Consider the following 24,729-nt stretch of genomic DNA (forward strand, 5'->3'; position numbering starts at 1 on the left):
GACCGAGTGGCAGGATGGGGCCCATGTCCTCAGAGAACCTCACCCGGGACGAGGCCCGCCGCCGGGCCTCCTTCCTCGACACCGCGTCCTACGACATCCGTCTGGACCTCACCACCGACACGAAGACCTTCCGCACCGAGACCACCATCGTGGTCACGGCCTCCGCCGCGCGGGAGACCTTCCTCGACCTGATCGCGGAGGAGGTCCACGAGATCGAGCTCAACGGCGAGCTCGTCGAGGACCCAGCCTCCCGCTTCGACGGCGCCCGCGTGCAGCTGCCCGCACTCGCCGAGGGCGAGAACACCCTGCGCGTGCTCGCCACCGGCCGCTACATGAACACCGGCGAGGGCCTGCACCGCTTCGTGGACCCGGTGGACGAGGAGGTGTACCTCTACACCCAGTTCGAGGTCTCCGACGCGCGGCGCATGTTCGCCTGCTTCGAGCAGCCCGACCTCAAGGCCGCCTTCACCCTCACCGTCACCGCCCCCGACCACTGGCGCGTCATCTCCAACTCCCCCACCCCGGAGCCGACCCCCGCCGGCGAGGGCACCGCCACCTGGGCCTTCGACGCCACCGAGCGGATCTCCACCTACCTCGTCGCCCTCATCGCGGGCAACTACCAGGGCGGCACCGGCGAGGTCACCACCCGCGACGGCCGCACCATCCCCATGGGCGTCTTCGCCCGCGCCTCCCTCGCCGAGCACGTCGACGCCCACAACGTCATCGACGTGACCAAGGCCGGCATCGACTTCTACGAGGAGGCCTTCGACCAGGACTTCCCGTTCCGCAAGTACGACCAGGTGTTCGTGCCGGAGTACAACATGGGCGCGATGGAGAACCCCGGCGCGGTCACCTACGTGGAGTCCTACGTGTTCCGCTCCGACGTCGCCGACGCCGTGCGCGAGCGCCGCGACCTCACCATCCTCCACGAGCTGGCCCACATGTGGTTCGGCGACCTGGTGACCATGCGCTGGTGGGACGACCTGTGGCTGAACGAGTCCTTCGCCGAGTACGCCTCCACCCTCGCCAGCGCCGAGGTCACTCGCTGGACCGACTCGTGGACCACCTTCGCCCTGTCGGAGAAGAGCTGGGCCTACCAGCAGGACCAGCTGCCCTCCACCCACCCGATCGTCGCCGACATGGTCGACTTCGAGGCGGTCGAGACGAACTTCGACGGCATCACCTACGCCAAGGGCGCCTCCGTGCTGCGCCAGCTCGTCGCGTACGTGGGCCGGGACGAGTTCTTCGCCGGCGTGCGCGCCTACTTCGCCAAGCACGCCTGGGGCAACACCGAGCTGAAGGACCTGCTCGTCGAGCTCGAGGCCACCTCCGGCCGCGACCTCACCACCTGGGCCGAGCTGTGGCTGCAGCGCGCAGGCGTGAACACCCTCTCCCCCGTCATCGAGCGCGACGGCGAGGGGACCGTGACCCGCTTCGCGATCGCCCAGACCGCACCCGCAGAGCATCCCGTGCTGCGCCCGCACCGCCTGCAGGTCGGCGGCTTCTCCCTCCAGGACGGTCGCCTGGTGCGCACCGAGAGCATCGAGCTGGACGTGGACGGGGAGCTCACCGAGGTGCCCGAGCTCGCCGGGCGTCGCGCGGACCTGTGGCTGCTGAACGACGGCGACCTCGCCTACGCCAAGGTGCGCCTGGATGCCGAGTCCCTGGCCGTCGCGATGGAGCACCTGCGCGACCTGGACGACTCCCTGGCCCGCACCCTGCTGTGGTCCGCCACCTGGGACATGGTCCGCGACGGCGAGCTGCCCAGCCGCCGCCTCCAGCAGCTGCTGCTGGCGAACCTCACCGGCGAGGACTCCTCCTCCGTGATCCGCACGCTCCTGCAGCGCCTGGAGTCCGTGTCCGGCCCCTACGCCGCCGTGGACCAGCGCGCGTCCCGCACCGAGCAGGCGGCCGACGCGGTCTGGCAGCTCGCCACCGAGGCCGAGGCCGGCTCCGACACCCAGCTGCAGCTGCTGGAGACCTTCGCGCGCCTGGCCCGCACCCCCGAGCACCGCCACACCCTCGAGGGCCTGCTCGGCGGCTCGACCACCCTGCCGGGACGCACGATCGACACCGACCTGCGCTGGAAGCTCGTGATCTCCCTGGCCGTGCTCGGCGGGATCGACGCAGCCGGCATCGACGAGCAGCTCGCCGCGGACGACACCCAGTCCGGCCGCAAGCACGCCCTCACCGCCCGCGCGGCGCTGCCCTCCGACGTCGCCAAGGCCAAGGCCTGGCGGCGCACCGTCGAGAAGGACACCCTGGCCAACGAGTCGATCACGGCCGTGATCCAGGGCTTCCGCCGCGTGACCGACGAGTCCCTCATCGCCGAGTACCGCCCGAAGTACTTCGCGGCGATCTCGAAGATCTGGGCGGAGCGCTCCAACGAGATCGCCACCCGCCTCGTCGCCGGATACTTCCCCCACTCCTACGGCGGCCAGGGCGTGCTGGACGCGGCCGACCAGTGGCTCGCCGACGCGGAGGAGGCCCCCTTCGGGCTGCGCCGCATCGTCATCGAGGGCCGCGACACCGTCGCCCGCCAGGAGCGGGTCCGCGCCGCGGACGTCGAGTGAGCTGACGTGAGCGGGGGGTGAGCTCCCGCTCGAACGGTGATGATCCTCGCGCCGCCGCACCCCTGACGGGTGCGGCGGCGCGGGCTATCGTCGGGAGCATGCCGGACGATTCCCTGGACCCCGACTCCCTGGACCCCCTGGACCTCGGCACCCTGCTGTCGGGCCCCACCACCGACGACGCGCTGACCCTCGCGGACCAGGCGGTGCACTGGCTGGCCGCCAGCGGCGTGAAGATCGTGGTGATCCTCGTGGTGGCCACCGTCCTCAGCGTCGTCGCCGCGTGGCTGCTGCGCCGCTTCTTCCGCACGATGGTCTCCTCGGGCTCGCGCCTCTCGCACGTGGCCGGGTCCGTCATCAAGCGCGACCCCCGCTCCCAGAAGGCCGCGCAGGCCCGCCGCGAGCAGCGCGCCGAGACCCTCTCCAACGTGGCCCGCAACCTCTCCCGCGCCGTGATCTGGGCGATCGCGCTGATGATGATCCTGTCCGAGATCGGCGTGAACATCGCCCCGGTGATCGCGAGCCTCGGCGTGGTGGGCCTGGCCGCCGGCATCGGCGCGCAGACCATCATCAAGGACGTCGTCGCCGGGATCGTGATGCTCTTCGAGGACATCATCGCGGTCGGCGACTGGGTGGACATCGAGTACGCCGAGGGCACCGTCGAGTCGATCAACCTGCGCGCCACCCAGGTGCGGGGCACCGACGGCGTGCTGTGGACCGTGCGCAACGGCGAGATCATCCGGGTGGGCAACTACGCCCGCGGCTTCTCCAACGCCGTGGTCACCCTCGACATCGACGCCGGCGCCGACGACGAGAAGGTCACCCATGTGCTCGAGCAGGTCACCGCCGAGCTCGCGGCCGACGAGGCCTGGCAGGAGCCGATCCTCTCCCCCGCCGACATCACCGGCATCCTCGACGTGGACGGCACCCGCTACCAGCGCCGCGTCGTCATCCAGACCGTCCCCGGCCAGCAGTGGGGCGTGGAGCGCGAGCTGAGGGCCCGGATCCGCGCCGGCTTCGCCGCGGCCGACATCGCCTTCGCCATGCCCCGCTTCGTCGAGACCGCGAAGTGACGACACCGCAGTGATTCCCTCTACCCCCTGGAGCGTGACCGCATGACCAGCCCCGATCCCGCAGCCCCCGTCGGCCCGGCCGCGCCCGTCGGCCCGGCCGCGCCCGTCGGCCCCGCATCCCCCGCCGATCCTGCGCCGCAGAGCTTCTACGAGGCCGTGGGTGGCGCCGCGACCTTCGAGGCGCTCGTGGACCGGTTCTACGAGGGCGTCGCCGAGGACCCGCTGCTGCGGCCGATGTACCCCGAGGAGGACCTCACCGGCGCGAAGCACCGCCTGCGCACCTTCCTCGAGCAGTACTGGGGCGGGCCGAAGACCTACGGCGCCGAGCGCGGTCACCCGCGCCTGCGCATCCGCCACGCCCCCTTCCCCGTCTCCCCCTCGGCGCGGGACGCGTGGCTGCGCCACATGCGCGACGCGGTGGACGCCCTGGATCTCGCACCCCTGCACGAGCAGACCCTGTGGGACTACCTCGAGCGGGCCGCGCACTCGATGGTGAACACCTACGACGGCGGCGATGCCCCCGCGGCCGGACAGGCGGTCCCGGACCGGCTCAGCTGACGGGGGCGGGAGGTTCGCGAAGCGGGAGAGACCCCTGTTCCCGGAACGGCTCAGTCCCGGAACACCAGCGGCTCGCCCGTGAAGGCGCGCAGCGAGGCGCGGACCTCCGCGTCGAAGCGGACGGGGCTGCCGGTCTCTGCGTCCACCAGCACCATGACGGTGCGGGCGCGGGCGTAGGGCGCGGCGCCCTCGGGGTCATCGCGGGTGAGGACCAGGTAGTCCGCCGTGAGGCTCGCCCCGCCGATACGGGAGAGCCACAGCCGCACCACCACGCCGTCGCGGCGGTGGTCCAGCTGGCGCACGTACTCGACGCGCTGCGAGGCGATGACGGTGGAGAGCTCCGCGCCCGCGCCGCTGATCGGCAGCGCGGCGGGCGGCGGCTGGGCGCCGAGGGCGATCTGCTCAGCGGGCGGCTGCCAGAACGCTGCGATGCGCGCCTCCTCGAGCAGGCGCACCATGGCGGCGTTGTTGACGTGGCCGTAGGCGTCGAGGTCCGTCCAGCGCACGGGGACGGGAACGTCCAGCGGTGCGGGCTGCTCGGGGGTGGCCTCGGTGGTGATCTCGTACTGCATGGCCCTCATGGTAGTTCTCCTGCCGACGCGCCTGACCAGTACGATCCCTCCCATGACTCCCTCGAGCACCGACCCCGCCCAGATCGCCGCGGGCCTCGTCGACCTGCTGGATCTGCGGCCCGTCCAGACCCCGGGGCCGCTCGCCACGCCCGCCACCGTCGCCGTCTTCGAGGGCGACTCCTCCCCGCAGCCGGGCGGGCACGTCTTCGGCGGCCAGGTGATGGGCCAGGCGGTCACCGCCGTGGGCCGCACCGCCCCCGAGGGGCGGCGCATCCACTCGATGTACTCCTACTTCCTCGCCCCCGGCGATCCCGCGCACCCGATCACCTTCCAGGTCGACGCGCTGCGCGACGGCGGCTCCTTCTCGGTGCGGCGGGTGCTCGCCACCCAGCCCGCCGATGCGGCCGACGGGGAGGGGGCAGGGGAGCTCCGCACGATCCTCGCGATGACCGCGTCCTTCCAGGAGGTGCAGGACGGGCTCGAGCACCAGGAGCGGGCGCCCGAGGCCCCGGACCCCGAGGAGCTGCCCACCACGGCCGACGTGCTCGCCGGGATCGACCACCCCGTCGCGCACTACTGGTCCACCCAGCGCCCCATCGACATCCGCCACGTCACCGACCCGATCTACCTGCGTCCGGATGCGAACGGCGGGGCGACCGAGACGCAGATGGTGTGGATGCGCACCCTCTCCCCCGTGAAGGCGGAGCCGCTGCTGCACGACGCGATCCTCGCCTTCGCCAGCGACTACACGCCGTTCGAGCCGATCCTGCGCCGTCAGGGGCTGAGCTGGATGACGCCCGGGCTGCGGATGGCCACGATCGACCACGCGATCTGGTGGCACAAGCACGTGGACGCGAACGACTGGCTGCTGTACGTGCAGCGCTCCCCGTCGGCCTCCGGCGGTCGGGGCCTGACCCACGGGCAGGTCTTCGACCGGGCCGGGGACCTCGTCGCGACGGTGACCCAGGAGGGCATGATCCGGGTGAAGCCCCGGGGCTGAGCCCTCGGCCGGCGCCTCCCGGCGGGCCTCAGCCCATCGCCTCGCGGGCGGCCTCCTGCGCGCGGGGCATGGCCTCGGCGACGTCGGTGTCGCCGCGGAACGCCTCGGCGAGGACGGAGAGCGCCTCGCCGGTGCCGATCGCGGAGCGCTCCCCGTGCTCGGGCACGGCGACGTCGGAGGGCACCTCGAGCACGGACACGTCCACGCCGTCGGCCGCCCAGCTCTCCTCCCACGCCCCGCGCAGGTCGCGGTGGGCGGGGATGCCGAGCCGGTTCTCGGCCAGCGGTCGCTGCCCGTCCGCGCTGCCGAGCCACTCCAGAAGGGCGGCGATCGCGGCAGCGCGCTCGTCGTCGTCGGGATCCACGCCCACCGCGGCGACGGCGTGGACGAGGGGACGCTCCCCCTGGGGACCCGCGACCACGGGGTGCAGGGTCCAGGCGAAGGAGCCGGCGATCCCCTCGGACAGGGCGTGCAGGTCGTAGCTGCCGGTCTGCAGCAGGCCCAGCTGCCCGCCGATGAACAGGTCGCGGCACAGCGACGCGTCCGCAGTGGTCTCGGCGCCGGCAGGGGCGAGCTGGGCGGTGGTGAGGTCGACGAGGTACTGGACGGCCGCGGTCCCCTCTGCCGTCGCGAAGTCCATGGTCCCGTCCTCGTCCTGCCACTGCGCACCATTCGCAGCGAGGAACGGGCCGAGCACGCCGCTGCGGTCCAGGTGGGCGCTGAACCCGAAGGTCGCACGGGTCGCGGCGTCGAAGCTCTCCTCGCCGGGGTGGCGTCCCTCCCCGTCGGCCGTGAGCGCCCGGGCGAGATCGCGCAGGGAGTCGGTGTCGGCGCCCGGCGAGAACTCGAGCGCCGAGGCGTCGCCGCCCGCGGCGGTGACCAGCGCCGTGTTCGCGACCAGCAGGCTCTGCTCCCAGTACTGGGGCACGCCCCACAGTCCGTCATCAGTGCGGTACAGGTCGGTGGCGAGCGCCTCCCAGGTGGAGGGGTCCGCGTCGGTGGCCGCACCGATCTCCAGCAGATCGCCCGAGGCGATGGCCTGGGCGAGGTTGGCGGTGTTCATCCACAGCACGTCGGGGAGCTTGCCGCCGGCGACGTCCAGCGGCAGCTGCGACCAGTAGTCGTCCCAGGCGAGCACCTCGAGCTCGACCTCGATGCCGGTCTGCTCGGTGAACGCGGCCAAGGAGTCCTCGTACGCGGCCGACGCCGCCTCGCTCCACACCCGCATCCGCAGCGCATCGCCCTCGTCGAGCTCGGGCTCCGCCGTGCGGGAGCAGCCCGCGAGGGTCCCGGCCAGTCCTGTCGCAGCGGCGGTGAGCAGGAGCTGGCGGCGGGTCGGCACGGGGCGGGCCTTTCGATCGGGCGACGGGTGGGAGAGCTGTCGGTGACAAGCATCCGACATGACGGACGCGGCGGGTCGCAGGAAGCGACCCGCCGCGCCGCGGAGCGGTGTGGCTCAGGCGGTGGTGACCAGCCCGAGCTCGGCGCGGGAGGCCAGCACCGGGTGCTGCGGGGTGACCCGCACGGTGTAGCCCACCTCGCCGGGAGCGGCGAGGGCGAAGCGGGCGGCCCAGCGGCTGTCCTCCGCGCGCCGCAGCGGGATCAGCTGCGGATCGAGGATCTCCTCGCCCTCTCCCACGGTACCCAGGACCGCCTCGATGAGCACGTCGTCGTCGCGCAGGCCGCCGAGCTCGACGTCGGCCACCAGGGTGACCTCCGCGCCGGTGGAGACCTGCGAGCCCTCGGCGCCCTCGAGGGTCACCTCGCGCACCGCGACGCCCGACCAGGCCTTCTGCACCCCGGCCTTCCACTCGGTGAACTCCCCGGCCAGCGCCGGATCCGCGGTGAAGGCGGAGGCGGCGTTCGCGGCGGGCAGGTACAGGTCGGTGACGTAGTCGCGGACCATGCGGGCGGCGGTGATCTGCGGAGCCACCTTGACCAGCGAGGCGCGGACCTTGGTCATCCAGCCGCGCTGCATCCCGCGCGCGTCGCGCTCGTAGAACAGCGGCGCGATCTCGTGCTCGAGGATCTCGTACAGGGCGTCGGCCTCGATGCGGTTGCGCTCGGCCTGGTCGGCGACCTCGGCGGTGGGGATGGTCCACCCGGCGTCGTCGTCCTTCATCTCGTCCCACCAGCCGTCGGAGATGGAGAAGGTGAGCCCGCCGTTGAGGACGGCCTTCATGCCGGAGGTGCCGGAGGCCTCCTCGGGGCGGATGGGGTTGTTCAGCCACACGTCGGAGCCGGCGATCAGCACCGAGGCCATGCGGATGTCGTAGTCCGGGAGGAACACGATGCGGTGGCGCACACCGTGGTCGTCGGCGAACTGCACCAGCTGCTGGAGGAACTCCTTGCCGGGGCGGTCGGCCGGGTGGGACTTGCCGGCCACCACGATCTGCACCGGACGGTCCTCGCTGAGCAGGATGCGCTTGAGGCGCTCCGGGTCGCTGAGCATGAGGGTCAGGCGCTTGTAGGTGGAGACGCGGCGGGCGAAGCCGATGGTGAGCACACCCGGGTCCAGGATGTGGTCGGTCCAGGCCAGCTCCGCCTCGTCCGCGCCGCGGCGCTGCCAGGAATGCTTCACGTGCTTGCGGGCCATGGCCACGAGTTCCGCGCGCAGGGCGTCGCGGGTGGTGGTCAGCTCGTGGTCGGTGAGGGTGGACAGCTCGCTCCAGTCCGAGAGCGAGGAGATGTCCACGTCGCCGAGCGACTTCTTGTACAGGTCGTCCATGTGCGCGGAGGTCCAGGTGCGGCGGTGCACGCCGTTGGTGACCGAGCCGATCGGCACCTCGGGCACGTCGAAGCCCGGGTACAGGTCCTGGAACATCGTCCGCGACACGGCGCCGTGGAGCTTCGCCACGCCGTTGGAGCGCTGGGCGATGCGGAAGCCGAGCTGGGCCATGTTGAAGATGTCCCCGCCCTCCTCGATGCCGAGCGCGAGGGCGGCCTCGACGGGCAGCGAGGGGATCAGGCGGGAGAGCCCGGACTCGTCGGCGTCGAGGTAGCTGCGCAGCTGGGAGGCGTCGAAGCGGTCGATACCGGCGGGGACCGGGGTGTGGGTGGTGAACACGGTGCCGGCGCGCACCTCGGCGACGGCCTCGGAGAAGCCGGCGCCCTTCTGGATCAGGCTGCCCACGCGCTCCAGGCCCGAGAAGCCAGCGTGGCCCTCGTTGAGGTGGAACACGGACGGGGCCGGGGAGCCGGTGACCTCCGCGTACGCCTCGACGGCGCGGACGCCGCCGATGCCCAGCACGATCTCCTGGACGATGCGGTGCTCGTGGTCGCCGCCGTAGAGGCGGTCGGTGATCTGGCGGGCGTCCTCGTCGTTGCCCTCCACGTTGGTGTCCAGGAGCAGCAGCGGGATGCGGCCCACCTGCGCCTTCCACACCGCGATCGCGACCTCGCGGGCGCCGGGCAGGGTGACCGACACGGTCAGCTGGGTGCCGTCGGCGGCGAGGACAGGGGAGACGGGGAGGTCGGCCGGGTCGTTATGGCGATACTCCTCCTGCTGCCAGCCGCTGCGGTCCAGGGACTGGGAGAAGTAGCCCCACTGGTAGAGCAGGCCGATCGCGGTCAGCGGCACACCGAGGTCCGAGGCGGACTTCAGGTGGTCGCCGGCGAGGATGCCGAGGCCGCCGGAGTAGATCGGGAGGGTGGGGGTGATGCCGAACTCCATGGAGAAGTACGCGATCGAGGAGCCCTGACCGGTGCCCTGCGCGCCGGGGACGGTGCGCTGGAACCAGCGGCCGGAGCCGAGGTAGGTGGCGAGGTCGCCGACCTCGGAGCGCATCCGGGCGAGGAAGGACTCGTCCCGCGCGGCCTCGGCCAAGCGCCCGGCGGGCACCTTGGAGAGCATCGCGAAGGGGTTCTCGCCGCTGGCGATGTACGCCTCCGGGTCGAGGAAGCGGAACAGGTCGGCGGTCTGACGACGCCAGGACCAGCGCAGGTTCAGCGCGAGATCGCGCAGGGGGGCGAGGGCCTCCGGGAGGGCCGAGGAGACCTGGATCGTGGAGATCGGCTTCATGGCTCCACGGTACCCGACGCCGCGCGCTGTCTTGCACCCGTCTTGCGTGATGTCCGGCGGGAAAGTTTCCCGACCAGAATTGCGCTCACCAGCACGAACAGGCCACCTCAGGTTCACACGCCGGCCATTGAGAGGCCGAAGGTCCCGGATCTTGCAAGAACTTTCTATCGCCGCGGCGGCCCGCCGCCGCGCGCGAGGGCGCTCCTGCCTGCCACAATGGGCGGGCACCGCGGGGGCGGTGCCCGGGGCACCCTTCGGAAACGATTCGGACACGGTCCGGGGCGGGACCGCCCAGGGGACGGATCAGGACAGGCGCGCGGGGAGCGACGGGCGCGCGGAGACGGCACGGAGGCCCGATGGGGAGCAGCGCGGACGCGAGGGTCGACGGACCGGTCGCGGGGGCGGCCGGTCCGATCACGGCCGACGGGGGCGCAGCCAGCGGGATCGCGGCCGACGGGGTCGCCGCCGGAGGGGGCGCGGAGGACTGGGCCGCGGTGCTGGAGGACACGATCGACCTCGGCGAGCGGCTGGACCCGGTGCGGACCCTGCTGCGCCGCGCCTCGGCCGGGGACCAGCGCGCGGCCCGGGCCCTGGTGGAGGTGCTCGGCCCGCGGATCCACGGCCTGGCACTGCACGTGACGGGCTCCGGGGCCCGCGCCGAGCGCCTCACCGTGGAGGTGCTGCGCAGCTGCCTGCGCGAGGCGGCCGAGCTCGCCGCGAGCGGCCTGCCCGGGGAGGCCGCCGTGCTGGACCGGGCCCGGCGGGCCGCGGTCGCCACCCGTCCGAGCGGCGTCGTCCGCTCCCTCCTCTCCCCCGACCGCCTCTCCCCCGGCAGCCTCGAGGACCGCACCCGCGACCGGCGCGAGGTGGAGATGCTGCGGGTGCTGCTCGCCCTGCCCCCGGGGAGACGGGCGATGGTCGAGGCCGCCGCGCAGGGGCGCCTCCCCTATGCCGGCCTCGACCGGCAGCAGGCCGCACTGGCGCTCGCACAGTTCCTGGACGCCCTGGTGCCCCTCCGCGGCAGCGAGGAGCCCGAGATCCGAGCCCTCGCCTCCCTGGACGCGCTGGCCCTCGCCGATCCCGGCGAGCGCCGACGGCTCGCCGAGCTCACACGCGCCCCGGACACGGCGGGCATCCACCGCCACGCGATCGAGGCGGCGGCCCGGCTGACCCGCCTCACCGCCCTCGCCCCCTCGCGGGACCTGCACCTCACGGTGCTCGAGGGCTTCGCCCCGCAGCCGCCCGCGTCCCGCCCCCGCGAGACGGCGTATGCCGGGGACTACGCGACCCCCGTGCTCGGCACCGACCGCCAGCGCCGCCAGGTGGGCCCACCGGCCCTGGCCGGGACCCTGCACGCCTCCGCACCGCCGGCCGACCCCGCCGCCCCCACCGGGATGCCCCTCGCGGCCGCCGGCGGGGACCCCTCCGCCACCCCCACCTTCGCGTTCCGCCCGGGCGACGAGCTGCTGCGCACCCGGAGCGGAAGGCGCCAGGCGCGGCGCCTGGCCCGGCAGCAGCGTCTCGCCGCGCGCGGCGGCCGGGGCGTCCCGTGGCTCTCCCGCTCCCTCGCCGTGCTGCTGGCGCTCACCGCGCTCGTGCTCGGCGGACTGCTGCTGGATGCCCGCTCGCGCCTCGGCGAGGCCGAGGACTTCGCCGCGACCTGGGCGGACCTCACCATGGTCGAGGACGCCGCGCTCGTGCACGGCGCCAGCGACAACGGCCTGTGGCAGGCCGTCCTCACCCCCGGCGGGCTCGCGGTGCGGGCCGACGGGGTCGCCCCGCGCGAGGGCGAGGTGCTCGAGCTGTGGGGCGAGAGCGACGGGCAGTGGCGCAGCCTCGGCGTGCTCGACCTCGAGGACGACGGCACGGTGCGCTTCAGCACGGACCGCACCGCGGAGCGGTTGCAGGTCACGTGGGAGATGGCGCCCGGTTCGGGCTCCGGCTCCCCGTCCCCGCGGGTGGTGGCGAGCCTCGCCCCGTCGGCCGAGGAGGGCTGAGCGGCCCCGCACCACCAAGGAGACGCCGGAGGGCCGGTCACCAGATGGTGACCGGCCCTCCGTGCCTGCGGCCGCGGGGCGGCGGCGGGATCAGTCGCGGGTGAGGCGACGGTAGGTCACGCGGTGCGGGCGCGCGGCCTCCTCGCCGAGGCGATCGACCTTGTTGGCCTGGTAGGACTCGAAGTTGCCCTCGAACCAGTACCAGTTCGAGGGGTTCTCCTCGGTGCCCTCGTAGGCCAGGATGTGGGTGGCCACGCGGTCCAGGAACCAGCGGTCGTGGGAGACGACCACGGCGCAGCCGGGGAACTCCAGCAGCGCGTTCTCCAGGGAGCCCAGGGTCTGCACGTCGAGGTCGTTGGTGGGCTCGTCCAGCAGCAGCACGTTGCCGCCCTGCTTGAGGGTGAGCGCGAGGTTCAGGCGGTTGCGCTCACCGCCGGAGAGGACGCCGGCCTTCTTCTGCTGGTCCGGGCCCTTGAAGCCGAACTGGCTGACGTAGGCGCGCGAGGGGATCTCGACCTTGCCGACCTGGATGTAGTCCAGCCCGTCGGAGACGACCTCCCAGAGGTTCTTCTCCGGGTCGATGTTCTCGCGGTTCTGGTCGACGTAGCTGATCTTGACGCTCTGGCCGACCTTCAGCTCGCCGCCGTCCAGCGGCTCCAGGCCCACGATGGTCTTGAACAGGGTGGTCTTGCCGACGCCGTTGGGGCCGATGACGCCCACGATGCCGTTGGGCGGCAGGGAGAAGGAGAGCCCGTCGATGAGGATGCGCTCCCCGAAGCCCTTCTTCAGGTCCTTGCCGTCGATGACCTGGTTGCCCAGGCGCGGCCCCGGCGGGATGGTGATCTCCTCGAAGTCCAGCTTGCGGGTCTTCTCGGCCTCCGCCGCCATCTCCTCGTAGCGGGCCAGACGCGCCTTGGACTTCGCCTGACGGCCCTTGGCGTTGGAGCGGACCCACTCCAGCTCCTCCTTGAGGCGCTTGGCGAGCTTCTGGTCCTTCTTGCCCTGGACCTGCAGGCGCTCCTCCTTCTTCTCCAGGTAGGTGGAGTAGTTGCCCTCGTAGGGGTAGAGGTGGCCGCGGTCGACCTCGGCGATCCACTGGGCCACGTGGTCCAGGAAGTAGCGGTCGTGGGTGACGGCGATGACGGCACCCTCGTACTGCTGGAGGTGCTGCTCGAGCCAGAGCACGCTCTCGGCGTCGAGGTGGTTGGTGGGCTCGTCCAGCAGCAGCAGGTCGGGCTTCTCCAGCAGCAGCTTGCACAGCGCCACGCGGCGCTTCTCACCACCGGAGAGGTGGGTGACCGGCTCGTCGCCGGGCGGGCAGCGCAGCGCGTCCATCGCCTGCTCGAGCTGGGAGTCGAGGTCCCAACCGTTGGCGTTGTCGATCTCGGTCTGCAGGGTGCCCATCTCGGCCATGAGGGCGTCGAAGTCCGCGTCGGGCTCCGCCATCTCCTCGCCGATCTGGTTGAAGCGCTGCACCTTGCGGTACAGGTCGCCCATGCCCTCCTGGACGTTCTCCAGGACGGTCTTGGACTCGTCCAGCGGCGGCTCCTGCAGCAGGATGCCCACGCTGTAGCCGGGGCTGAGGCGCGCCTCGCCGTTGGAGGGCTGGTCCAGTCCCGCCATGATCTTGAGGATGGTGGACTTGCCGGCGCCGTTGGGGCCGACCATGCCGATCTTCGCGCCCGGGTAGAAGCTCATGGAGACGTCATCGAGGATGACCTTGTCGCCCACGGCCTTGCGGGCCTTGTACATCGTGTAGATGAACTCTGCCAAGTCACTGTCCTTGTCGGAGAGGGTTCGAGGGGCGTGGTCCCACCGGCGCGCCGGAGCGGTGCCGCACGGGGGACGCCACGGTGACCGACTCTACCCGCATCCCCCGCGAACCTGTCGTGCGCAGGCGCGCGGGATGACGCGGGGCACGTCCGGGCGGGGTGCTGCGGGGCCGGAGCGGCGGGGTGCGGGGCCCTCAGTCCAGCGGGACGCCGCGGTCGGCCAGGACGCGGCGCGCCATCACGGTGCCGTGCTCGGTCCCCTCGGGGTGTGCATCGCCGTTGCGGGGCCACAGGTGCGCGTCGATGCCGAGGGCGCGCGCGGCCTCGACGTTCTCCTCGCGGTCGTCGAAGAAGATCACGGCCGACGGGATCGACACCCCACCGGTCTCGTGGGCGAGCACGTCCAGCAGGACCTCGTAGATCTCGCGGTCCGGCTTCATCGCCCGCTCCTCGGCGGAGATCACCGCGAGGGTGAAGGCCTCGAACCAGTCGGCGCGGCGCACCGCCTCGCCGAAGGCCTCCGAGGCGTTGGACAGCAGCGCCAGGCGCACCCCGTTGCGGGCGAGGTCGTGGATGAGGGACCGGGCCTCGGGATCCAGGCGCAGGAAGTAGCGGTTGTCGGTGTCCTGCAGCTCCGTGATCTCGTCGGCCGAGAGCGACTCGACGCCGACGGCGGCGGCGACCGCGCCCCAGTAGTCCTCGGCCGTGCGAGCGCCGCGGTCGTACTCCCCGCGCTCGGCCCACAGGGCGGAGGCGAGGGTCTCGGCGTCGCCGCCGAGCAGCTCGTGCAGGTCCGGGACGGGGTCGTGCCCGGCGCTGAGCACGCCCCCGAAGTCGAACACGACGGTGGGCTTCGGCGGGGTGCGGCGGCGGTTGCGCTTGCTCACTTCGCGGTCACGTCCTCACAGGTGGGCAGGCCCTCGGCGCTGCCGGTCTCGGCGATGGTCTCGGTGGCGGTCAGGGCCTCGTCGAAGGTGGACACGGCGACGACCTGGAGGTCGTCGGGCTCGTAGCCGACCACGTCCTGGCAGTTCGCGGACGGGGCGAGGAAGAACTCGGCGTCGGTGTCGGCGGCGCCGACCATCTTCTGGCGGATCCCGCCGATCGCGCCGACGGTCCCGTCCTCGGAGATGGTGCCGGTCCCGGCGATGGCGTGGCCGCCGGTGAGGGCGCCGGGGGTGAGCTCGTCGTAGACGGACAGGGAGAACATCATCCCCGCGCTCGGGCCGCCGATGTCGCCGACGGCGAGGTGCACGTCCATGGGGAACTCGTAGCCGGCCGAGAGGATCACGCCCATCCGGGCGGTGCCGTCGACGTCGGCGGTCGGGACCTGGAGGTCCATCTCCTCGCCGCCGCGGCGGATGGTCAGCGGCACGTCCTCCCCCGCGGGGACAGCGGCGATCAGGGATCGGAAGCCCTCAACATCAGCTGCGGTCCGCCCGTCGACGGCGACGAGCACGTCCCCGCCCTCGAGGGTGTCGGCCGCGGCCCCGTCCTCCTGGACGCCCGCGACCATGACGACATCGCGGTACTCGATGCCCAGCTCCTCCAGCGCCACGGCGACGGCGCCCTGCTGGGAGGTGCTCATGGCGGCGGTGTTGTTCAGGGTGGTCTGCTCGCGGGTCTGCCCCTCCGGGAACACGGCCTCGCGGGGCAGGACCTGCTTGGTGCGGTCGAACCAGGCGGCGATCACCTCGACGGGGGTGACGCGGTAGCCGGGGCCGCCGTCCACGGAGACGGTCGTCATCATCAGCTCGCCCTCGGTGGGGTACGTCTCCGCCCCCTCGATCACCAGGATCTTCTCGTCCTGGTACTCGCCGAGCACGTCGATCGCGGGGCCGGGCCGCTCGATGACATAGGGCACGGGCATGAGCGCCCCGCCGAGGATCAGCACGCACAGCAGCCCCAGCGACACCAGTGCCAGGCGGGGACGGGCGAACTGCGCATCGTCCACGGCCTTGGAGAGCAGGGGGCGCACCCCGCGGGTGCGGGTGGGCGGGGTGGGCTGGTCGGTCACCCGGACATTGTGCCCCACGGCGGCTGGGCACCCCCGTCGGCCGACGGGCGGGCGGCCGGGCGTGGCCCGTCGGCCGACGAGCGGGCGGCCGGGCGTGGCCCGTCGGCCGACGAGCGGGCGGCCGGGCGGGCCCGTCGGCCGACGCTCGCGCGGCCCGTCGGCCGACACGCTTCTCCGCCAGGGGCGAAACCGGGCCGCGCCCCCGGGCGGGGCGCAGGGTCCCTCGGTACGCTGGGCACCCCACGGACTGCTGGAGGTGGCCATGAGCGATGCCCCGATCCCGGGTGGACCCGGTGACATGGACGAGGAGGCGCTGAAGCGCTTCCTGAAGGAGACCTTCGGGGACGCGCTCCCCGACGGTGCGCTGGACGGGCTGGACCTCTCGGCCCTCGCCCAGCAGGCGAACCTCCCCCAGGACCCCGCGCAGCTGCGGGCCGCGGCCGCGCAGATGCAGCACCTCTTCGCCGCGCAGGGCGACAACCCCGTGAACTGGCAGATGGCCGAGGACCTCGCCCGCCGCACCGCCGCCGGCGAGCTGACCATCCCCGGTGCCGAGCCCGCGCCCGGTACCCCGGGCGACCCCTCCCCGACCGCGGAGCAGACCCAGCAGCTGCGCCAGGCCGCCCAGGTGGCCCGACTGTGGCTGGACCCGGTGCTCGCCATCGACGTGCCCTCCACCGAGCTCGGCGTGTACAGCCGTGGCACGTGGCTCGCCCGCACCCTGCCCCGCTGGAAGCCGATCGTCGAGCCGGTCGCCAAGTACATGGCCGGCGCGATCGGCGAGGCGATCTCCGCGCAGCTGGGCCAGATGGGCGATCTCGGCGCGGCCGGGATGCAGCTGCCCGGCGGCGGGGACCCCGCGGGGATGATGGAGCGGATCGGCGGGACCATGTTCGGCGTCCAGTTCGGCCACGCCATCGGCTCGCTGGCCCGCGAGATCTCCGGCACCACGGACCTGTCGCTGCCGCTGGGCCGGGACGGGGAGCCGGCGCTCGTCGCCGCGAACGTCGAGGACCTCATCTCCGCCCACTCCCTGGACCCGGGCGCGGCGCGGATCTTCCTCGCCGCCCGCGAGATCGCGCACACCGCCCTGTTCCAGGCCGCGCCGTGGCTGGGCCGCGCCCTGTTCTCCGCGATCGAGGACTACGCCCGCGGCATCACCCTGGACCTCGACGCGCTGGACGAGATGGTGCGGGGCCTGGACCTCTCTGACCCTGCCTCGATGCAGGCGCGCAGGCCGGAGGAGATGTTCGTCTTCACCCGCCGCGCCTCGCAGGAGCGGGCCCTCGAGGAACTCGCCACGACCCTCGCGCTCGTGGAGGCGTGGGTCGACCACGTCACCACCAAGGCCCTCACCGGCAAGCTGCCCGACCTCGAGGCGCTGCGCGAGGTGCTGCGTCGGCGCCGCGCCGCCGGCAGCCCGGCCGAGCAGATGCTCTCGCGCACCATCGGCATCGAGCTGCGCCCCCGCCGGGTGCGCGAGGCGCTGTCCTGGTGGGAGAGCGTGCTGGACACCGAGGGCGAGTCCGGGCGCGAGGCGAAGTGGGAGCACCCCGACCTGCTGCCCACCGCCGAGGTGCTCTCCGGCACCCCGCAGGCGCCGCGCCCCTCGGAGACCGCCGAGGTCCCCGAGGAGCTCGCGGACGTCACCCTGCCCGACGACTTCGACGCCGAGCTCGAGAAGCTGCTCTCCGGCGAGGGCCAGGACACGGCCCCGCGCGAGGACCAGCAGGGCGGGCCGCGGGGTGCGGGCGGGCCGGAGGCTGGGGCTGGCGAGGCCGACGGCTCCGGTGGGTCCGACGGAGCCGAGGGTTCCGACGGCGCTGACGGTGCGGATGACGAGGGAGACGCTCCGGCGGGCGATGGGCGCTGAGCCGCGTCCCGGCAGCGAGACCCCGGGCGAGGACGGGGCTCCCGCCGGGGTGCACGGGGTTCCCGCTGGGGTGCACGGGGTTCCCGCTGGGGTGTCCCCTGGCGCGTGGGCTGAGCTGATGCTCGCCGATGATGCCGCTTCCGGTCCCGGCCTCGCGGCCGAGTACCGCGAGCTGCTCGGCGGCTCCCCCGCAACGATGCTGCGCGAGGGCGGTCCGCGTCACCTCACCGCGAGTGCGATCGTCGTCGATGCTCCCGGCGACCACGTCGCGCTCGTCTGGCATCTGAAGGGCCGGTTCTGGGTGCAGCCCGGCGGGCACCTCGAGGCCGGGGAGACCAGTTTCGAGCAGGGCGCGCGGCGCGAGGTCGCCGAGGAGATCGGGCTGAGCGACCTGGAGCGTATCGGCCCGGGCCCCGCGATGCTGAACCGTCACGCGCTCGACTCCGCCTTCGGCCGCTGCCACGAGCACTGGGACGTGCAGTTCCTGCTGCGCGCTCCAGGGCCTGCGGCGGAGACGCCGCTGCGGGCGAGCGAGGAGTCCGGGGACGTCACGTGGTTCCCGTGGCCGGCGCGGACGGCAGGGTCGACCGGCGGGGCCGGTGGGCGCACCGGTCGCGGCGGCCTGCCGGAGGGGACCGTCCCGGATCTGCCGGCGACCCTCGACGCCCTGGCCGGGTACTACGCGGCCCACGCCGGCTGACGCGCGGCCCACGGAGGCCGAGGTCGGACGGCGCTGCATTTACTGGCGCTATGGCGATCACTGGCGCCTTGGCGCAGAGCTCGTCGAATGCGAACGAGGACTGCTCTCCAGCGCCAGTGAATGCACGGCCGCCCCGCTCGCGAGGCCGACGTCGGGCGGCGTACCGACCCGGCGTCGCACCGACCCCTGCGGGGCTCAGCCTTCGCCGCTGCTCCCCTCGTCCTCATCGTCGCCGGGCTCGTCGATGTCGTCCTCGTCGCCGAGCGGCATGTCCTTCGCCCAGGAGACGCCGTCGAGGAATCCCTTGGCCTTCTCCGCCTGCGGGTAGTTCGCCATCAGGGCCTTGAACTCGCGGCCGTGCCCGGGCACGAGCAGGTGGATCAGCTCGTGCATCATCACGGCCCGGACCACGTAGTCGGGCATGCCCTGCAGCTGATGGGACAGGCGGATCGTGCCGTCCACCGGGGTGCAGGAGCCCCAGCGGTGGTTCTGCCGTGTGGACCAGGTCACCGAGCTGGGGTGGGCTCTGCCACCCAGGTACGCCTCGCTCACCTCGCGGGCGAGGGCCATCAGCTGCGAGTCGCTGCGGCGGGTGGGCCGTTGCCGGGACTCCTTGGCGACCAGCTGGTCGACCATCTTCCGCGCCCACTCCCGCTCCTCCTTGGCGCTGAAGCTCGCGGGGATCGCCACGACGAGGTCGCCCTCGCGCCGCGTGATCGAGACGGTGCGGCGACGGCGGCTGCTGCGGCGCACCAGCACACGCTCCCCGCGGGGCCCCGACAGCGTCTGATGGAGGACGAGATCACTCATGGGGGAAGCCTGGCACGGTTCCATGACCAAAAAAGTTCGTCCACATCTGTGCACCGCAAAGTGGCCGGTCAGCGCCCCGTGACCGGGGACGATGTCGCGTCCTCCACAGTGGTCGCACCGCTGTGGGCACTCTGTCCACAGGATGGGGGAGGTTGTCCACAACGGGTCCCCGACCCGTCTTTGACCCGCCCGGTGTGCAGGGGCTACGTTTCCCTCCACGTGGGACCCCGGGATAACTAGCAGGACGCACACGGGGAAGGTGCGCGTGGTGCTGAGCGCCCCCGGGGTTCCACGGCCCTTCAGGCCTCACGCTGCCGTCGGGCCTCCGATATCGGCTCGTCGCGCGCACTTCCTCGGCTCCACGGAGCCCCCATGACCCGAAGCGCGCGACGAGCCGGTCAGCTCGGGCACTGCCCCTCCCCGCACCCCTATCCGACCGCCGCCGTGCCTGTGAGCGCGCCGCGCCGTGGACGGCGCCGATTCGGCCGTGCGTGCCCACCCCGTTACAGTGGTCCGGTCCCGGCCTCGCGGCGAGCGCCGCGCGTCCGGGGATCGATCATCATTCACGAAACAACGAGGAGCGGACATGGCCGACGAGACCTATGCCGGAGAGTTCTACTGCGTGAAGTGCCGCGAGAAGCGGGAGGCCGAGGGCAACGTCGTCGTCTCCAACGGTCGGCGCATGGCCAAGGCCGTGTGCCCCGAGTGCGGCACCAAGCTGAACCGGATCCTCGGCAAGGCCTGATCGACGTACTGCGAGGCACGAGCGGTAGGAGATCAGGCGGTCAATAGAGCCTGATCGACGTACTGCGAGGCACGAGCGGTAGGAGATCAGACGGAAGACAGAGCCTGATCGACGTACTGCGAGGCACGAGCGGTAGGAGATCAGGCGGAAGACAGAGCCTGATCCCGACCACGCTCAGACCGCACACGAAGGGCGGGGCACCATCACGGAGCCCCGCCCTTCGCATGTCTTCCCGTCCCCTCCCCCCCGCAGCGCCCGGCACCTCACGCGGCGTCGCGCGCAGGGTCCTCGGCGGGCAAGGGGTGCTTCCGGGGACGGCCGCGGCCGCGCTTGACGGCGATGATGCTGCCGTCCTGGAAGATCGCGCCGCCCCAGACGCCCCAGGGCTCGGAGCGCTCCAGGGCGCCCTGGCGGCACTCCTCGATCAGCGGGCAGTCGGCGCACAGGCGCTTGGCCTGCTCGAGCTCGGCGGGGCGCTCGGAGAAGAAGAGGTCCGCCGCGTCCAGGTCGTGGCACGGCAACATGTCCGCGGAGGTCTCCGCGGTGGTGGAGAAAGTGGTGAGTAGAGAAGTCATCGTCTCGCTGCTTCGAAGTCGTCGGAAAGGACGAGCCCGCAGGGGGCAGGGGCACGGCTTCGGCGCCGCGCCGGCAGCGAGGGAAGGCCTCGTCAGCTCAGGCTGGGCACCGTGGGGGCAACGCCCCGTTCGCGCGGCAGAAGGGAGGGCGCGCCGAAGGCGCGCAGTCCCGTGCCTGCGAGATTCCAGATGTTCATCACGGTGCCCACCCCCTTTCAGTGCGCGTGTCCCGGTGCCCCGGCCCACGACTCTCAACGATTGACAACAGGCACTCTACACCCCGCCCACGAGATGCAGAAGCAATTTTCGACCTGCGGTTTCAGTCCTTCGCGCCGGATGTCGGGGCGTGCTCGGCGAGCAGCCGCAGCAGCGCCTCGCCGTAGCCCTGGACCTTGGAGGGGCCGATCCCGGGCACGGCGAGCAGCTCATGCTCGGTGCGCGGGGCGCGCTCGGCGACGGCCTCGAGGGCGGCGTCGGTGAGCACGGCGTAGGCGGGCACGCCGCGGGTGGCGGACTGCTCGCGGCGCCAGGTGCGCAGGGCGGTGAGGAGGTCCTCCCCCGCCGGTGAGGGGCAGCCGTCGTGGCGGCCGCGGCGCTGCTCGGCGGCGGAGACGAGGCCCTGCCCGCACACCCGGCACTCGGCGTACACGGTCGCGGAGCGGCGCCCGGTGCGGCGGGGGCCGGCGCCGGGGGCGGTGCGCGGGGAGTCGGGATGGTCCAGCACCCCGTCGAGGAAGCGGGAGGGCTTGCGGGAGCCGCGCGCACCGGGGGTGCGGGCGGCGGCCCAGCTGACGGTGAGCAGGTCCTTCGCGCGGGTGAGGGCGACGTAGAACAGCCGCCGCTCCTCCTCGATCTCCGCGGGGGTCCGCGCCATGGAGATGGGCAGCAGGCCGTCGCTCGCGCCGACCACGAACACCACCGGCCACTCCAGGCCCTTGGCGGCGTGGACGGAGGCGAGGGTGACGCCGTCGACGACGGGCGCGGCCTGCGCCTCGGCCCGCTCCTCGAGCTCGCGTACCACGTCGACCATGGTGGTGCCGGGCCGGGAGGTGACGGTGTCGGTGAGGCCGACGAGGGCGTTCAGCGAGTCCCAGCGGTCGCGGACGGCGCCGGTGGTGTCCGGCGGGGTCGGGGCCCAGCCCTGCTGGGAGAGGATGTCGCGCACGGCCCGGGCGGGGTCGAGCTGCTCGACGCGGGTCGCGGCGCGCAGTGCGACCAGGGCGCGGCGCACCTCCTGCCGCTCGAAGAACCGGTCCCCGCCGCGCACCAGGTATCCGATGCCGTGGGCGGTTAGGGCCTGCTCGAAGACCTCGGACTGGCTGTTGGTGCGGAACAGGATCGCGATCTCGGCGGCGGAGCGGCCCTCGGAGACGAGGTGCGCGATCCGCTCGGCGATCCCGTCGGCCTCGGCGGTGTCGTCGGGGAAGGACTCCACCAGCGGCGGCGGTCCGCTCGGGCGCTGGGAGACGAGGGTGAGGCGGCCGGCGCGGGTGCGGCCCTGCGCGCCGTCGAGGACGGTGTTGGCCATCCGCACGATCTGCGGGGTGGAGCGGTAGTTGCGCTCGAGGCGGATGGTGCGGGCGCGCTTGAACTCGCTGCGGAAGTCCAGCAGGTAGGAGGCGCGGGCGCCGGCGAAGGTGTAGATGGTCTGGGCGGCGTCGCCCACCACGCACAGGTCGTCGGAGGTGCCCAGCCACAGCCGCAGCAGGGCGTGCTGGAGGGCGGAGACGTCCTGGTACTCGTCCACGACGAAGTGCTTGTACTGGGCGCGGAGCTCGCGGGCGACATCGCCGCGCTCGGTGAGGAAGCCGACCATGTGCAGCAGCACGTCCTCGAAGTCGATGACGCCGTTCTCCTTCTTCACCTCCTCGTACTGGGTGAGGATGCGGGAGATCGAGCGGGCGTCGAAGCCGGCCACGCCCGGCCGACGCGTCGCGGCAGCCGCCTCCGGGTAGGACTCGGGGGTGAGCATCGAGACGCGGGACCACTCCACCTCGGCGACGATGTCGCGCAGCGCCGCGCGGTCCACGCTCAGGTGCAGGCGCCGACAGGCCTCGCCGACGCCGGCGTACTTGCTGGTGAGGATCTCGGGCACAGGTCCGCCGACGACGCGGGGCCAGAAGTGGCGCAGCTGGCGCAGCGCGGCGGAGTGGAAGGTGCGGGCCTGCACGGCGGGCACGCCGAGGTCGCGCAGGCGCGAGCGCATCTCGGCGGCGGCCTTGGCAGTGAAGGTGACGGCGAGGACGTGACGGGGGTTCAGCTGCCCGGTGGAGACGCCGTAGGCGATGCGGTGGGTGATCGCGCGGGTCTTGCCGGTGCCGGCGCCGGCCAGGACGCACAGCGGGGTGCCGAAGCTCTCGGCAACCTGGCGCTGCTCGGGGTCGAGCCCGGCGAGCAGCGCCTCCGGGCCGGCCAAGGCCGCGGGGGCGGCGGGTGCGTCGGAGGTGCCGGGGGTCTGCGGGGCTGCGGGGTGGGTCATCGCCTCCCATCCTGCCAGGGGGCACCGACGCCCCGCGGGGCGCTGTGGACGACGGGTCCGCCACATCGTGCGGGATCCGTCGGCCGAGGTTCCCGCGGAGGGTGGTATTGGCGGTACCCGCACCAGCGGCCACTGGCCCCTGCCCGGGGCTCGGGGTGTGATGGTGCGACGAGCCCCGGAGTTCCCCAGACCCCCACCCCGCAGCAGACCCCCACCCCGAAGGAGACCGCGCAGTGAAGATCCTGATCGTCGGCGCCACCGGCAGCATCGGCCGCCTCTCCGTCATCGAGGCCCTCCGCCAGGGCCACGAGGTGCGCGCGCTCGTCCGCGACCGAGACCGGGCCGCTGCCCTGCCCGACGCGGCGGAGCTCGTCGTCGGGGACCTGACGCGTCCGGACACCCTCGAGCCCGCGGTCCGCGGGATCGACGCGGTCGTCCTCACCCACGGCTCGACCACGCGGGAGTCCGACGTGCGCGACATCGACTACGCCGGAGTGGTGAACGTCCTCGCCGCCCTGGACGGCAGGCGGGTGCGGATCGCGCTGATGACCGCGGTCGGGACCACCCGGCCGGGAGTGGCCTACGCGGCGTGGAAGCGGCGCGGCGAGAAGCTCGTGCGCGCGAGCGGCCACGAGTACACGATCGTCCGTCCTGGCTGGTTCGACTACAACGACCCCGACGAGCGCCGGATCGTCATGCGCCAGGGCGACACCGAGCGGTCCGGCGGCCCCGCCGACGGCGTCCTCGCCCGCGACGAGATCGCGCGCGTGCTCGTGGACAGCCTGCGGCTGGACGCGGCGGCCCGGAAGACCCTCGAGCTCGCGGCGGGGACCGGCCCCGAGCAGGAGGACCTCACGGACGACTTCGCGGCGCTGCGCCCCGACGTCCCGGGGTCCCCGGACGGCGTGCTCGATCGGGACCTCGTCCCCGTCGAGGAGGAGCCGGCCCGGTTCCGCGAGGCGCTGCGGGCGCTCGGCGCGCTCTGACCCGGGCCCGTCGGCCGACGGGGAACGCGGGTCTCAGCCCGCGGTCTACCCGCGCAGCCAGTCATCGATGAGGGCGCGGCCCATGGAGGCGGGGCCGGGCAGCTCGATCTCCTCGGCCTCGACGGCGGCGGTGAGCTCCTCGCGGGTGAACCAGCGGGCCTCGGCGATCTCCTCGTCCTGGAGGGTGAGCTCACCCGCCTCCGGGGCCCAGGCGCGGTAGCCGAGCATGAGCGAGCGGGGGAAGGGCCAGGGCTGGCTGCCCATGTACTGCACCTCGGTCACGTGGACGCCCACCTCCTCGGCGACCTCGCGCGCGACCGAGTTCTCGAGGCTCTCCCCCGGCTCCACGAACCCGGCCAGCACCGAGTGGAAGCGGCCGCGGAAGTGGGCGTTGCGCGCCAGGAGCAGGCGGTCCCGCCCATCGCGCACGGCCATGATCACGGCGGGGTCGGTGCGGGGGAACTGCTCGATGCCGTCCTCGCGGCAGCGCAGCACCCAGCCGGCCATCTCGGGCTCGAGCACCCCGCCGCACAGGGGGCAGTGCTTCATGGAGCGGTGCCAGGCGCCCATGGCGACGGCGGCCGCGGCGATGTCGGCGTCCTTCTCGGCCAGCTGGTCGGCGACGCGCCGGAGGTCGCGGAGATCACGTCCGGGATCGTCGAGCTCGGGGCTCGGCTCGGGGATCTCCACGGCCAGCACCCGCACACCGTCGCGGCGGCCCAGCAGCACGAGCGGCTGGGTGCTGCCGCCGCGGGGGTCCTCGACCTCCAGCACGGCGTGCAGCGTGCCGTTCTCGTCCTCGGAGAGGGCGACGGCGCCGGCGCGGGTGACGAGATAGCGGGCGTCCTCCCCCGGGGCGAGGACGCCCTCGTCGCCGCGCAGCAGCGCGTCGCGGTCGGAGCCGGGAAGGGTCAGAGGGGTGCTGAGATGTGGTCCACGGAGCGTCGCCATGCTCCGAGCCTAGCCGTCTGCGCGTCGCGG

General features: G+C 73.1%; 19 protein-coding genes. 9 read left to right on the forward strand and 10 right to left on the reverse strand.

Features of this window, described 5'->3' with window-relative positions:
* Positions 1–23: 23 nt before the first annotated feature.
* The 3 genes from pepN (at position 24) to HNR70_RS08560 (ending at position 4,201) form a co-directional block, all read left to right on the forward strand.
* On the forward strand, positions 24–2,573 hold the full coding sequence (pepN, locus tag HNR70_RS08550) for an aminopeptidase N (RefSeq protein ID WP_184325277.1): 2,550 nt from the start codon (positions 24–26) through the stop codon (positions 2,571–2,573).
* A 98-nt stretch (positions 2,574–2,671) separates the two neighbouring features.
* Complete coding sequence (locus tag HNR70_RS08555; protein WP_184325278.1) at positions 2,672–3,643, forward strand: mechanosensitive ion channel family protein; 972 nt, start codon at positions 2,672–2,674, stop codon at positions 3,641–3,643.
* 42 nt (positions 3,644–3,685) lie between these two features.
* Complete coding sequence (locus HNR70_RS08560) at positions 3,686–4,201, forward strand: globin (protein WP_184325279.1); 516 nt, start codon at positions 3,686–3,688, stop codon at positions 4,199–4,201.
* Between the two features lie 50 nt (positions 4,202–4,251).
* Here the strand turns inward: HNR70_RS08560 and HNR70_RS08565 are convergent, their stop codons facing one another.
* Positions 4,252–4,773, reverse strand: coding sequence for an acyl-CoA thioesterase (locus HNR70_RS08565; RefSeq protein WP_184325280.1), 522 nt, complete (start codon positions 4,771–4,773; stop codon positions 4,252–4,254).
* A gap of 52 nt (positions 4,774–4,825) precedes the next feature.
* On the opposite strand from HNR70_RS08565, the gene HNR70_RS08570 reads away from it, so the two are divergent.
* Entirely contained in the window at positions 4,826–5,773 is a 948-nt protein-coding gene (locus HNR70_RS08570; protein WP_184325281.1) for an acyl-CoA thioesterase, read from the forward strand.
* Positions 5,774–5,801: 28 nt separating this feature from the next.
* Here the strand turns inward: HNR70_RS08570 and HNR70_RS08575 are convergent, their stop codons facing one another.
* On the reverse strand, positions 5,802–7,115 hold the full coding sequence (locus tag HNR70_RS08575) for an ABC transporter substrate-binding protein (protein ID WP_312857617.1): 1,314 nt from the start codon (positions 7,113–7,115) through the stop codon (positions 5,802–5,804).
* A 114-nt stretch (positions 7,116–7,229) separates the two neighbouring features.
* The gene (glgP, locus tag HNR70_RS08580; protein ID WP_184325283.1) at positions 7,230–9,794 is read right to left on the reverse strand and encodes an alpha-glucan family phosphorylase; all 2,565 of its coding nucleotides are present in this window, start codon (positions 9,792–9,794) and stop codon (positions 7,230–7,232) included.
* A gap of 356 nt (positions 9,795–10,150) precedes the next feature.
* Here glgP and HNR70_RS08585 point away from each other — a divergent pair, with 356 nt between their 5' ends.
* Positions 10,151–11,791: an RNA polymerase sigma factor gene (locus HNR70_RS08585; protein WP_246375183.1), complete on the forward strand. Its 1,641-nt coding sequence runs from the start codon at positions 10,151–10,153 to the stop codon at positions 11,789–11,791.
* A gap of 90 nt (positions 11,792–11,881) precedes the next feature.
* Here the strand turns inward: HNR70_RS08585 and ettA are convergent, their stop codons facing one another.
* The 3 genes from ettA to HNR70_RS08600 all read right to left on the reverse strand — a co-directional run bounded on the left by ettA (position 11,882) and on the right by HNR70_RS08600 (position 15,580).
* Entirely contained in the window at positions 11,882–13,564 is a 1,683-nt protein-coding gene (ettA, locus tag HNR70_RS08590) for an energy-dependent translational throttle protein EttA (RefSeq protein WP_184325284.1), read from the reverse strand.
* A gap of 193 nt (positions 13,565–13,757) precedes the next feature.
* Complete coding sequence (locus HNR70_RS08595; protein ID WP_184325285.1) at positions 13,758–14,450, reverse strand: HAD family hydrolase; 693 nt, start codon at positions 14,448–14,450, stop codon at positions 13,758–13,760.
* Positions 14,447–15,580 carry a YlbL family protein gene (locus HNR70_RS08600; protein ID WP_312857618.1) on the reverse strand — a complete coding sequence of 378 codons (1,134 nt, stop codon included), beginning with the start codon at positions 15,578–15,580 and terminating at the stop codon, positions 14,447–14,449. Before HNR70_RS08600 ends, HNR70_RS08595 begins: the two co-directional genes overlap by 4 nt.
* 262 nt (positions 15,581–15,842) lie before the next feature.
* Between HNR70_RS08600 and HNR70_RS08605 the strand changes: the two genes are divergently transcribed.
* Positions 15,843–17,453 carry a zinc-dependent metalloprotease gene (locus tag HNR70_RS08605; RefSeq protein WP_246375184.1) on the forward strand — a complete coding sequence of 537 codons (1,611 nt, stop codon included), beginning with the start codon at positions 15,843–15,845 and terminating at the stop codon, positions 17,451–17,453.
* Between the two features lie 118 nt (positions 17,454–17,571).
* On the forward strand, positions 17,572–18,153 hold the full coding sequence (locus HNR70_RS08610; protein ID WP_246375185.1) for an NUDIX hydrolase: 582 nt from the start codon (positions 17,572–17,574) through the stop codon (positions 18,151–18,153).
* Positions 18,154–18,348: 195 nt separating this feature from the next.
* Here the strand turns inward: HNR70_RS08610 and HNR70_RS08615 are convergent, their stop codons facing one another.
* Positions 18,349–18,963, reverse strand: a complete 615-nt coding sequence (locus HNR70_RS08615) for a M48 metallopeptidase family protein (protein WP_184325288.1) — start codon at positions 18,961–18,963, stop codon at positions 18,349–18,351.
* 586 nt (positions 18,964–19,549) lie between these two features.
* On the opposite strand from HNR70_RS08615, the gene HNR70_RS08620 reads away from it, so the two are divergent.
* Positions 19,550–19,708: a DUF5679 domain-containing protein gene (locus tag HNR70_RS08620; RefSeq protein ID WP_010551122.1), complete on the forward strand. Its 159-nt coding sequence runs from the start codon at positions 19,550–19,552 to the stop codon at positions 19,706–19,708.
* 263 nt (positions 19,709–19,971) lie between these two features.
* Here the strand turns inward: HNR70_RS08620 and HNR70_RS08625 are convergent, their stop codons facing one another.
* Positions 19,972–20,283, reverse strand: a complete 312-nt coding sequence (locus tag HNR70_RS08625; protein ID WP_184325289.1) for a WhiB family transcriptional regulator — start codon at positions 20,281–20,283, stop codon at positions 19,972–19,974.
* 319 nt (positions 20,284–20,602) lie between these two features.
* Positions 20,603–22,762: an ATP-dependent DNA helicase UvrD2 gene (locus HNR70_RS08630; protein WP_184325290.1), complete on the reverse strand. Its 2,160-nt coding sequence runs from the start codon at positions 22,760–22,762 to the stop codon at positions 20,603–20,605.
* A gap of 233 nt (positions 22,763–22,995) precedes the next feature.
* Here HNR70_RS08630 and HNR70_RS08635 point away from each other — a divergent pair, with 233 nt between their 5' ends.
* The gene (locus HNR70_RS08635) at positions 22,996–23,748 is read left to right on the forward strand and encodes an SDR family oxidoreductase (protein WP_184325291.1); all 753 of its coding nucleotides are present in this window, start codon (positions 22,996–22,998) and stop codon (positions 23,746–23,748) included.
* A gap of 45 nt (positions 23,749–23,793) precedes the next feature.
* Here the strand turns inward: HNR70_RS08635 and nudC are convergent, their stop codons facing one another.
* A complete protein-coding gene (gene nudC, locus HNR70_RS08640) occupies positions 23,794–24,699 on the reverse strand; it encodes an NAD(+) diphosphatase (RefSeq protein ID WP_184325292.1) in 906 nt (301 codons plus the stop codon).
* Between the last annotated feature and the right edge of the window lie 30 nt (positions 24,700–24,729).

It is taken from the genome of Brachybacterium aquaticum, from assembly GCF_014204755.1.
In the GTDB taxonomy this organism is placed as follows: domain Bacteria; phylum Actinomycetota; class Actinomycetes; order Actinomycetales; family Dermabacteraceae; genus Brachybacterium; species Brachybacterium aquaticum.

Bases quoted from the DNA above. Each gene is read 5' to 3' on its own strand.
- HNR70_RS08615 (WP_184325288.1), bottom strand. From the start codon at position 18,963: ATGAGTGATCTCGTCCTCCATCAGACGCTGTCGGGGCCCCGCGGGGAG.
- HNR70_RS08560 (WP_184325279.1), top strand. From the start codon at position 3,686: ATGACCAGCCCCGATCCCGCAGCCCCCGTCGGCCCGGCCGCGCCCGTC.
- nudC (WP_184325292.1), bottom strand. From the start codon at position 24,699: ATGGCGACGCTCCGTGGACCACATCTCAGCACCCCTCTGACCCTTCCC.
- HNR70_RS08610 (WP_246375185.1), top strand. From the start codon at position 17,572: ATGCTCGCCGATGATGCCGCTTCCGGTCCCGGCCTCGCGGCCGAGTAC.
- HNR70_RS08565 (WP_184325280.1), bottom strand. From the start codon at position 4,773: ATGCAGTACGAGATCACCACCGAGGCCACCCCCGAGCAGCCCGCACCG.
- HNR70_RS08570 (WP_184325281.1), top strand. From the start codon at position 4,826: ATGACTCCCTCGAGCACCGACCCCGCCCAGATCGCCGCGGGCCTCGTC.
- HNR70_RS08620 (WP_010551122.1), top strand. From the start codon at position 19,550: ATGGCCGACGAGACCTATGCCGGAGAGTTCTACTGCGTGAAGTGCCGC.
- pepN (WP_184325277.1), top strand. From the start codon at position 24: ATGTCCTCAGAGAACCTCACCCGGGACGAGGCCCGCCGCCGGGCCTCC.
- HNR70_RS08630 (WP_184325290.1), bottom strand. From the start codon at position 22,762: ATGACCCACCCCGCAGCCCCGCAGACCCCCGGCACCTCCGACGCACCC.
- HNR70_RS08625 (WP_184325289.1), bottom strand. From the start codon at position 20,283: ATGACTTCTCTACTCACCACTTTCTCCACCACCGCGGAGACCTCCGCG.
- HNR70_RS08585 (WP_246375183.1), top strand. From the start codon at position 10,151: ATGGGGAGCAGCGCGGACGCGAGGGTCGACGGACCGGTCGCGGGGGCG.
- HNR70_RS08605 (WP_246375184.1), top strand. From the start codon at position 15,843: ATGAGCGATGCCCCGATCCCGGGTGGACCCGGTGACATGGACGAGGAG.
- HNR70_RS08555 (WP_184325278.1), top strand. From the start codon at position 2,672: ATGCCGGACGATTCCCTGGACCCCGACTCCCTGGACCCCCTGGACCTC.
- glgP (WP_184325283.1), bottom strand. From the start codon at position 9,794: ATGAAGCCGATCTCCACGATCCAGGTCTCCTCGGCCCTCCCGGAGGCC.